The 9,782-nt window shown below is 39.3% G+C and carries 10 protein-coding genes and 1 pseudogene; 1 reads left to right on the top strand and 10 read right to left on the bottom strand.

Features of this window, described 5'->3' with window-relative positions; genetic code table 11:
• Positions 1–190: helix-turn-helix domain-containing protein (locus HMPREF1640_RS12995; protein WP_156098811.1), on the top strand; the 190-nt coding region annotated here is incomplete at its 5' end.
• Between the two features lie 62 nt (positions 191–252).
• Here the strand turns inward: HMPREF1640_RS12995 and HMPREF1640_RS11820 are convergent.
• From HMPREF1640_RS11820 to HMPREF1640_RS11775, 10 genes and pseudogenes are all read right to left on the bottom strand, one after another.
• On the bottom strand, positions 253–870 hold the full coding sequence (locus tag HMPREF1640_RS11820) for a helix-turn-helix domain-containing protein (RefSeq protein WP_052051832.1): 618 nt from the start codon (positions 868–870) through the stop codon (positions 253–255).
• 94 nt (positions 871–964) lie between these two features.
• A complete protein-coding gene (locus HMPREF1640_RS11815; protein ID WP_036895094.1) occupies positions 965–1,867 on the bottom strand; it encodes a hypothetical protein in 903 nt (300 codons plus the stop codon).
• A 1-nt stretch (position 1,868) separates the two neighbouring features.
• Positions 1,869–3,329, bottom strand: coding sequence for a reverse transcriptase domain-containing protein (locus tag HMPREF1640_RS11810; RefSeq protein WP_036895092.1), 1,461 nt, complete (start codon positions 3,327–3,329; stop codon positions 1,869–1,871).
• Positions 3,330–3,662: 333 nt separating this feature from the next.
• Positions 3,663–5,408, bottom strand: coding sequence for a hypothetical protein (locus HMPREF1640_RS11805; RefSeq protein ID WP_036895089.1), 1,746 nt, complete (start codon positions 5,406–5,408; stop codon positions 3,663–3,665).
• The gene (locus HMPREF1640_RS11800) at positions 5,405–6,733 is read right to left on the bottom strand and encodes a 3'-5' exonuclease (protein ID WP_036895088.1); all 1,329 of its coding nucleotides are present in this window, start codon (positions 6,731–6,733) and stop codon (positions 5,405–5,407) included. Before HMPREF1640_RS11800 ends, HMPREF1640_RS11805 begins: the two co-directional genes overlap by 4 nt.
• A 45-nt stretch (positions 6,734–6,778) precedes the next feature.
• Positions 6,779–7,813, bottom strand: a complete 1,035-nt coding sequence (locus HMPREF1640_RS11795; protein WP_036895087.1) for a YafY family protein — start codon at positions 7,811–7,813, stop codon at positions 6,779–6,781.
• A 60-nt stretch (positions 7,814–7,873) separates the two neighbouring features.
• The gene (locus HMPREF1640_RS11790; RefSeq protein ID WP_008123932.1) at positions 7,874–8,098 is read right to left on the bottom strand and encodes a helix-turn-helix transcriptional regulator; all 225 of its coding nucleotides are present in this window, start codon (positions 8,096–8,098) and stop codon (positions 7,874–7,876) included.
• Between the two features lie 195 nt (positions 8,099–8,293).
• Positions 8,294–8,914 (bottom strand): hypothetical protein, encoded by a 621-nt coding sequence (locus HMPREF1640_RS13820; protein ID WP_231565916.1) that lies wholly within the window; start codon positions 8,912–8,914, stop codon positions 8,294–8,296.
• 109 nt (positions 8,915–9,023) lie between these two features.
• Positions 9,024–9,545 carry a hypothetical protein gene (locus HMPREF1640_RS11780; RefSeq protein WP_156098810.1) on the bottom strand — a complete coding sequence of 174 codons (522 nt, stop codon included), beginning with the start codon at positions 9,543–9,545 and terminating at the stop codon, positions 9,024–9,026.
• 35 nt (positions 9,546–9,580) lie between these two features.
• Positions 9,581–9,782, bottom strand: a pseudogene (locus HMPREF1640_RS11775) (integrase); the annotation flags it as partial.

The following is a 9,782-nucleotide window of genomic DNA, read 5'->3' as shown; positions in this document are numbered from 1 at the left end:
TACACACAAACCGCTGTTTGGCGGTGAGCATTTCCTGACAGGCAAGGAAGTATGCGAACGGCTGTATGTCAGCCCTCGTACCTTGCAGGACTATCGGGACAGGAGGATTATTCCCTATACGCAGTTTGCAGGAAAGATACTCTATAAGGTGTCGGATTTGGAAAGGCTGTTAGAGGAGAATTATAAGTGATAGCAGCATATCGCAAAAAGAAGTGTTATAAAATCTAAAATAATCAGCAAGGCGAGCAATTATTACACTTTTGTGTAGAATATATACGCTTTATTACATCTATTTTTGCCTAAAATCATTATTTTATTATGGAAGAAAGATACAGCATCCGTCATCGCCTTCGGCAAGAAGTAATGCTTGAACTTCTGCAAGTCCATACCATCGATGGTCGCATTCAGGCAGGGCGATGCATCAAATGCCGTAACGTTTGCCCGACGTTTCTCCAGCAAGATACGCTCATCTTCCTCGTTGGCCACACCCTTGCGAGGCCCAATCCTTATCCAGATACGGCCTTTATATTTGACGGGAGGAAAAACCGATGGCTCCACCCGTATCATCACAATGTCACCTTCTGGCATCGCCACCTTCTCTACCGTCATCGATGGCTGGGGCTGGATATTTCCGTCAGTACGAATAGCGGCCACATTCTTTAGCAGTTCGTCTGTCACGTCAAGCCCCTGTACTTCGCCATCGTCTTTAACGCCCAAGAATAGATAGCTGGTTTGTTTGTGGTCGGGCAAGTCGTTGGCAAAAGCACAGATAGCCTGTCCAAACTTATCCGTATTGGTAGTGGAAATCGTTCGTTCCACCCTGTCGCTCTCAATGTCGTTGAGCAAAGCTCGTATATCGTCTATATTCATATTACTTATAACGTATTATCTGTTGCTTTACAGCCTCATTTGCTCTGTTCTACATTGGATGTTAGATAGAGTGAGACTCCTAATAATATAAAATCTATTTAGCAGCAACATCAATTATTGTATTACCAGAAACTGTTAGAATAATTTCATCATTGTTATTTAGATGTCTAACCTTTGCAAATAGTTTGTTGGGAAGCGATACGATATTACCTCTCAACAATACATAGCAAACACTAGGTAACTTTGACTTAATTATAGATTCCAACATTTCTTTCTTATCTGGATTTTCAAGTTTATGCTTGATAGCATTTACAAACTTAATGAGGTCAATCCTTACATAATTGAACGTTTTTGACTTGAAAAATTTATACAAATTATTATTGTCATCTTTTTCTTGTCTGATAATATCACATCTATGTTCCCCCTCATTTCTAACTTGTCTAAGAGTACCAATAGACCATTTCAAAGAACCTTCTTCTGGCAAGTAGGTATTGAAAAAAGCATTAAGTTTATGGGCAACAGGAATGCTGCCAACATTTTGTTCCTTCCCTGTTCTTCTAAATTTGAAGTCATTTTTTTCATTTTGGGTGCCATCCTCTATTTCTTTTAATAAGGCATCTATTTCTGGGAAGCTTGTATAATAAAAGTAATTTAGGATATTTTCAACTTGGTAAAAAGCATTTACACAGAAAACATAAAAACGATCTGCCTCTGGTTCTTTTAGATTCAAGGCAGCATTTTCCATTCTAAGGTTGTCTATTATAAGTTGGTCACGCAGCCTCTGTTTTCTAACAAAACTATATTTAAGACTTTCTTTTGCCCTTATTTCCAGAGCAGATCTAATTGCTGATATATCTTCTGTAATAGTAGAATTTATATTTACGACTGATGCAGAAACCGTATTTCCGAACAGTTTCTGCATAGTTTGATTAAACTCTGGATTTTGTTCTGCCAGTAGCTTTATCTTATTGACAGTAGCTATTAACTTCTCATCCATACTATGTACTTAATAATGAGTCTAAATCGTTATTTAGTTCGTCAATATCAACAGGCTTTAGGTTATAAACCGTCACTTTATTGACTAAATGTATAAGCCAGAATTGTTCTCCCTTTGGATTTCGACAATTGGAGATGGCCAGTTTCTCCTTTTGCATTTCGTCATTTTGAGAGACATCTTTGTTTATTGATACAACCTGTTTTACTCCATTAAACTCAAAGGTTGCATACCGCTTACCTTCTTCCTTATGAAAGATTGCAACTTCTGTATTTTTATCTTGCTCAAATTTAAGAAGCGGCACCGTTTCCATATAGGTGATACCATACGGATTCTTCTTGTCGCCCCCAGAATCTTTGGCAACAAGTTGCTGAAACTTTTCGAAAAGCCTTGCATATACGATGTCCGACTCTCCCTTTACCATTTTTAAATACATGAGTTTGCCATCAAGTACATTGGTCAAGTCAGGATTTCCTTTCTTGACATGACCTTTCTCTGCCTTGTACTTCGGCAGGAACTTTGCCATTGTAGCAGAATAGCCATATTTCTCCCAGATATATAGCAGACTCCTAATTTCTCGAACATACTTTTTAGTTACATTCAGTTTGTCGCTGACAATAATGCCTGTCACTTCTTGACGACTCCCTCTTTTCTGCAATCTCGTTTTTGTATCATTGATAGTAAAGCCTTGACTTCCGATTATTCGAGCTAATTCTTTCCTAAACTCACCCTTTTCAGCATACACATAGTGCATTGAGCTGAACGTAATGTCATCTGCATAACGGCTATAACGAAGACCAAAACGCCTTGCTAGCCCTGCCAATCTACGGTCAAGGGTATCACAAATCATGTTGGTGATAATTGGTGATGTTGGTGCACCTTGTGGCAATACATAAACGAATTCCTTATCTAAATCATGTGTCTGGGTTTCGTCTGCTTGTTCTCTTTTAACCCTCATGGAACATAATCCCGAAAGCAGAAGCGCAATCTCTGGGTTAAAGTAGAAAGGCTTCGCACCGAAACGCTTTAATACTCTACGCTGTTCTACACTTGGAAAGAAATCTTTCAGGTCAATATTGAAAACGTAGTTCTGCCCTTTATGTACAGAAGCATTTGTCACCACAGAGCGTTCCTCTGTAAATCCCATAGCATAGTCGGATGGAGAATACATTGCTTTCAGGATTTCATTCACGGTCTGTAACAGCATCATGAAACTCTGATTGCGTGGTGCTGTAATTTGACGGAAACCGCCTGATTTCTTCTTAATCTTAAACTGATGATAACGGTGGAATACATGATTGGGATTGCAATAGTACAAAAGATGCTTCATTGTAAACGGATAAAACTTATCAGTATCATAACCCAATTCACGTATCTCGTCTTGCTTGATACGGTTGAGCAATGCCAATAAATCTTCCCTTGTTGACATCTGTGAAGCTATTTGTGTAATTTGCGTTTTATCCATTTATCACTATTTTTATAATTAGAGGCGGACTCTGAGGTCTGGTACCGAAACATCTTTTCTTTATGTAATATAGAACATATAACATAGAAAAACTACATATAACAATAATAGTAAAAGTACAACGTACTACAGTGCAACACGTTAACGTACTAACATTGTTTATCTCCAAGATTCCGAGGAACAAGGAGACATCCGGTCAAATACGCCGGACGAATTTCAAAATACCGTTTCAGTTACCAAACTTGTCAAAGACCGCCTTGTTTTAATTTTCTGATGCAAAGGTACGAACTATTTGCGAAGCCAATATTCGTAGACCTTATAAAACCATAGATTTCATTCCAATTGATGCATTATATCTTCAAGCAAGTTATCCATAGCCATATAATTTTCTTCGTCTTGGTATAGTACAGAAGTGAATGTTTTGGGAAGAGCTGCATAGCCATTACATGCAGCCCACAGCATCATAGCATACTTCTTCTTTGTAAATTTCTTGTTCATCATATAGCGCTCAATTTGGTCAAACCCGAACGGTTTTAGGAAGAATGACATTACAGATTGTAGCACAGGCATATCGCCTGGAATGACAAATCCCGTGCATTGGTTATGCTTATACCTCCAGTAGTTCCTTAGACACTCCATTATCAACTTGCCCTTTTCTGACTCATAGGATGGACACGACTTAAATGCTATAGCCGACTTTTCTATCAAAGACAGAATGAACTGCTCCGAAATGGTTTCAAGAGTCTCTCTGCTGACAATGGTCTTTATCAGTACATTGAAATATTCTAATTCATCGTTATCTTCAGAAGCCTCCCTTAGCTCCAGCCCATATTCCTGAGTATATTCAATACAAGAAAAGTCGACAGCATTTAAAGATTTTCCTTGGTCAAACTTTTTTTGAAGATTGTTGGTAATGTCACTTATTCTAACAAAGAGGGCACTAAGCGTAGCATCGTATTGAGACTTACCGCTATTTGCGTTTTGTATTGACGTGTTTATTTCATCAAGCTTTCGAAGCAATGCCTTATAATCTTCATTGCTTTCCTCAAACTCCTTTAAAATAGCCTTCAGCTCTTGTTTGCGATTATACTTAGGAGTGTCTTTTTTGAAATATATTCTGGTTTTTCCACTTCTCTCGCCCAATCGCTTTTCTTCATCTTTAATCTGCTTCAGTTCCGCTTTAAGAATTGAGATATTGCTTGTTCTTTCTATCTCGCAGATTTCGTATTCGACGTCCTGCTTTTGATCTATAAGTCGTTCCTTGTTATCTACCTTGTATCTGCTAAGTTCTGCACAGCGTAGTGAGGCCAGATTTCTGACTTCAAGGAAAAGCTGTGTAAGAATATCGAAATAGTTCGTCTTTTCGTGAAGGACTTCGTTAAACGATTTCTTACATTCTTTGAGTTTGATAATGTATGCTTCTGGACGCTCTACCTCAGAATCGTTGACCATGATTTGTGTGTTCAGTCCAGCAAAAGAATTTTTTATGTCCTTAATCATAGACACCAATCTAAGGTCACTTGAATCAGAGGTTGTTAAGGCGCCGCGGGCATATCCGACAATAGCTCCCTTAATAATATTGAATTGGTTGTCATTTTTGACTAAAGTCTGTTGCTCAAATGAAAAACTTTCTCTAAGTCTCCGTAAGGTTGACGAAGCTTTTTTTTCTTTTACTTCCTTGATAAAGAAATCATCCTTGTATTTGTCTATGCATTTTACCTCAAAAAGGATTTGGGATTCAGCGACAAACGCATCCAGTAAAGCCTGACTGCCAAAACGAAAACTTACAGTCCCCTTCTTATAATATAAGGTTTTACTGTACACGAACATTGTTTTTAAGCCTTTGACAGGCTTGATTGATGAGGTGTCCAAGATAGTGTCATTGACAATAATTGAATAATCACCACCATTATCAACAGTAGAAAGGACTATGAATTTTATCTTGTCATTGGAATTGTTTATGAAACGACTGAGGTTATTACCAAAATTTCGCTTGTTGTAGAAAGCGAATGGAGAGAGGCTTTCTGTTACAAAAGACTCAAGTAAATTCCATGAATTTATGCTTATATAGTATTTCATCGCTTTGCTGTATAATCAAGTTCTGTAATAAACTCCTTACTTACATCATTCAGGTAAGGTGTACGTTTACCTGAATAAGAGATAACAAGGTTTCGGGAAGATCTCGTACATGCAACATAGAATGAATTGCGGTCTTTCGGGTTGGCAGCGTTTGCAAAAGGAACAAAAACATTGTCAAACTCCGAACCTTTTGCTGCATAATATGTCAGTATGCAAGGAAGATCATTGTTGGAAAAATCAAGGGTGTTTATGGTACGGAAAGGTACTACATTACCAGTCCTGTAGTGTACCTGTGTCTGCACACCATTATCATTGAGAAATTTGTTCACCTCCATTACGTCAGCCTCGGTGGGGACAAGGATAGCAACATCATCCAAATCCTCCATCTGAATTCTATTAAGAATGCCTTGGAGTTCTTCCTGACGACTACCAAACTTGGCTATAATAGGTTTCGGATAGTTGGGATAGTCACTATTGCCACCATCTTTCCGATTGTTGCTCATAAGATCAACATTAGATGACTGAATCTGCTGAGCCACCTTAGCTATTGATTTTGGAAGACGGTAGTTGTAATCGAGAGACAGTCTGTCATAGTCAAGTGCGATAGCAATGTCCTCTATCTTGCTACCATTTTTGTTCATCTGTTGGGCAGAATCACCAAAAAGAGAAAGGCTCTTGCCTACCTTTGGCTTAATTTTACTCTGATAATCAGTTATATTGAAGTCCTGTGCCTCGTCAACAATGAGGTAATCAATCTTCTCCTTAGTCTGTTTATACATGATTCCGCTCGGAATTAGTTCGTAGTTGTCCGTATCGGTAACGCTGAAGTCTGTGTCCATAGTCACCTCTTCAAACCAGCTCGTTCTTCTACCGAAAGCATGGTAGAACTTGCTGTCTACCCAATCTGCAAAGTCAACGCCATAAGTATCAGCTGTTCTGTCTACTCGTATAAATTTACGAACATCCATATCATTCACGAGGAAGAGCACATTTCTCATTATAATGCCAGCTTTGGGGTTCTTTTGACAATAGGCATCACCGGTCAGGTCAAACCCACGGTGCGTCCATGCCCATTCGTATGCAATACGCTCTTTGTCAAGCCCAAGAGCTTCCATACCGTATGCTATCATACGTTTGAGTGCAATTGTAAAGATAAGGATTGCATACGATCCCTTGTTCTTCGCCTGTAATGCACGGTGTATGGCAAGATTTGTCTTGCCACTACCTGCAGCACCACGGACAGCAATGCTCTTGTCAATGTTTTGAACGATGATGTTCCTCTGGGAATCATCAAGATTTGATATAAACCACTTTTCTAAACGCATAATATTTTGTTTTAACGCTGCAAAGTTAACAACGGATCACAAACTCTATGTTCGTACACAAGAATATTCTTCTACCATGAGCGAGATACGCTTGAAAATCTCGTCCTTTATGGAAGATGGTTCAAGAACGATGAGTTCTTTTCCAAAGGAACATAGCTCCCTTATTAACTCGTAATTAGGTATACAGTCTATTGAAAAGATTCTTCCACTTCCTATATTGGGATACTTTTTCAAAAGAGTGTTTATGGCATTATTTCTCAGAGACTTTTGCGATTCATGAATGGGTTTTGTTATGATGTAGTCTTTTGAGTAATCACTTACCCAAAATATGATATGTTCCACTTCCCTATCTTCATATAATGTAACACCTACAATATCTTCAAAGCGTTCTGCAAGATCTTCCTCACAGGGGACAAATTTAACTTCAGGCAGAGGAGTCACCTTATCTATTCTGTCTAAAGCAAAATTCAAGATTTTCCTATCACTATTGGCAGCTCCTATAATATACCATCGATTATTATACTGCTTCAGCATATATGGATGGAATACTATCGTCTTCTTTCCCGTGTCAGAGAACGTATGATATTCTAGTTCAACAACCACTTCATTAGATGTGTTGTCGAATAGCACCCCCAACAGATTTGAATTTTGTAGATATGGATTATTGCTAAAACATATAACCTTGGTCCGCTCTTTAAGTCCAAGTCCGATTTTGAATCGTTCCAACCATTCAAAATGTGTTAACCCATCAAACTGACCGATGGTGTTTAGCACTTCAAGAATAAGGTTACTTTCCTCTTCTGACAATTCCTTCTTGAATATGGAAAACGAAGGGTCAGCATATTGAACACACCTTCTGCCGCTAACACGAAAACGTTCTATCTCTGCAAAGAAAGGGGCGTATTCCAGATAGTTGATGTCCTTCTCGATGCAACGCTGTGTAACTTCTGGCAAGCCTGATGTAATAAGTTTCTCATTGACCCTATCAGTAAGGTCATGAATGTCGAAGAAGTGATGTCTGTCGGACAACAATTCATCAAGATACTTATATCGCGTTAAAGCATTTTTATTTGTAGGCATATCTTATTTTTTTGCAAAGGTAGGCACTAATTGCGAACACAATGTTCGTGCAGAAGCCTTTTATTTCTGTGAAAGCAGATATTGTTTGTACTCTCTCACAAGTAGTTCTTTTATGTCAACTCCCAGCAAGTCCGCAATCTTAAGGAGGTTGCCGAGGTCTGGCTGTGATGAATTTGTACACCATTTGGAAACAGTTGTTGGGTTCACCCCCAATTGTTCTGCCAGCCACTTGTTAGTGCGCTTCTTCTCAACTAAAACAACCTTAATACGATTTATATCTTCCATATATACGTTTTTAATGCCACAAAATTAATGAAATATCTTCATTTTCTCTGCATGTTATCGTCTTTATCTGCAAAATAATGAGGATTTTTATGGATTTTGCCGATTTGAAATCATGAATATGATTAATTGGGGGAGTGTTATCCCGCCCCCTCGTAAAACACGAAAGTGGTTTGAACCTGGGCCACGGACAATCGACTATTGTATCTCATCGAAAGTCTCTATCAGATACGACACGATTCTTCTTCCATGCTGCCACTTGGAACTTTTGGAGGTCTTGAAACGTTTCTGTTCATGATATATGAAGGAGTCAACCCTTTGGGCTGTATCATATTTGTATTCTCTTCCAGAGAAAGTGCATATAGCACGGATAAATACGGAAAAAGAAATGTGCGGTTCAAGATGATGAGAACGGATGAGTGCAGCCTTGATATATGCGGTTTCGTATTCGTGTTCCATATCATTGAGAGCCATCAGAAACGCCTCCTTCAATGCTTGTTTGTCATCGGCAATAAGAATGTTATCAATGCTTAGCTCTTCTTGCTGAAAGGTTCTGCATCCGTGTTTACCCTTCGTGTTGCCGAGGGTATTCTTCATGGCTTGCTTCAATTCTGCCTCTTCAATGTCCCTGATCTGTTTAGTCCATTCCGCCTTCTTGTCAAGTACATTCGTTACGCTTGTCTCCATAAGTTTCTCGATTACAGTCTTGGCACTCTCACGTATGTAGGAGATTTGTTTAGCACCCAGGCTGACCTTGCTCAATGCCATTGCGCTTCTTGGCAATCCGTGGTCATAGCAGATATAATACAATGTACACATCAGAAGGGGATTACTCCCAGCATGAATTTGGTCACGGAGTTTAACGAAAATCTCCGGCAATGCGTGTATGGCAGATAGCATAATTCTCTTTGATAGAGTTGCAAGTTCATCAGCAGAGTGCCCCTTCCCGAAAGTGAATACTGCCATCTGAACGAAGGACGGCAGCGATTCCCAAAACTCCTAGGCAGTCACGTGGTACATAGATGTGTTCGTCATCTTCCTCACTAAGGGCCTCGTCCGATAAGTTAGATTCCCTTATCAGGAACCGCTCCGATTGGCTAGGGGTTTCTTTCTCCCCTACAGTTTCTGTGTACACACCAAATCTCAGATAGCCCTTCAGTCCCATCAGCTCGTCAACGACTCGGCTGGCGGCGGTAGCACTTTCAACAGCAGACTGCACTCCTTTAGAATCTCGTGCAAGTAATTTGTTGCATTCGACAAGAACGGATGTCGGCACAAAACCTGCCGTCATCTTGAAGATACGCTCAAGACTGCTGAAATTATTGCGCTCAACTTTCATCATATCCAATGAGAAACGAGAGTATTCTTCTGGATGCTCCTGTTCCCATGAATACACACTATCCATTGCCTCTCTCATGGCATGCTTTTGAAAATCTTCAAAGGGTCTCAAGTGAAAAGTATGATTGTGAATAATACGATAACATGTTACTTATTTGCCAATAGTTTGAGAAGCATCTCTGTCTTCTGTTCCTCTGTCATATTCTTGACATCTTCCTCGGTCACCTTTGGCTGTAAGTCTAACAACTTGTTGTTGTACTCGAACATGTTTTCCAACGGATATTGGGCGATGTATCTTTTTGAAATGGTCTTGTCGATTGCATGCCCCATACTCTGTGAGATATACCTC

It is taken from the genome of Prevotella sp. S7-1-8, from assembly GCF_000758925.1.
Lineage (GTDB): Bacteria > Bacteroidota > Bacteroidia > Bacteroidales > Bacteroidaceae > Prevotella.
This window is presented reverse-complemented; position numbering and strand designations above follow the sequence as displayed.

What these genes read in the sequence shown, in the direction of transcription:
- HMPREF1640_RS11810 (WP_036895092.1), bottom strand. Translation starts at nt 3,329, where the DNA reads ATGGATAAAACGCAAATTACACAAATAGCTTCACAGATGTCAACAAGG.
- HMPREF1640_RS11820 (WP_052051832.1), bottom strand. Translation starts at nt 870, where the DNA reads ATGAATATAGACGATATACGAGCTTTGCTCAACGACATTGAGAGCGAC.
- HMPREF1640_RS11805 (WP_036895089.1), bottom strand. Translation starts at nt 5,408, where the DNA reads ATGAAATACTATATAAGCATAAATTCATGGAATTTACTTGAGTCTTTT.
- HMPREF1640_RS11790 (WP_008123932.1), bottom strand. Translation starts at nt 8,098, where the DNA reads ATGGAAGATATAAATCGTATTAAGGTTGTTTTAGTTGAGAAGAAGCGC.
- HMPREF1640_RS11795 (WP_036895087.1), bottom strand. Translation starts at nt 7,813, where the DNA reads ATGCCTACAAATAAAAATGCTTTAACGCGATATAAGTATCTTGATGAA.
- HMPREF1640_RS11815 (WP_036895094.1), bottom strand. Translation starts at nt 1,867, where the DNA reads ATGGATGAGAAGTTAATAGCTACTGTCAATAAGATAAAGCTACTGGCA.
- HMPREF1640_RS13820 (WP_231565916.1), bottom strand. Translation starts at nt 8,914, where the DNA reads ATGTGTACATTGTATTATATCTGCTATGACCACGGATTGCCAAGAAGC.
- HMPREF1640_RS11800 (WP_036895088.1), bottom strand. Translation starts at nt 6,733, where the DNA reads ATGCGTTTAGAAAAGTGGTTTATATCAAATCTTGATGATTCCCAGAGG.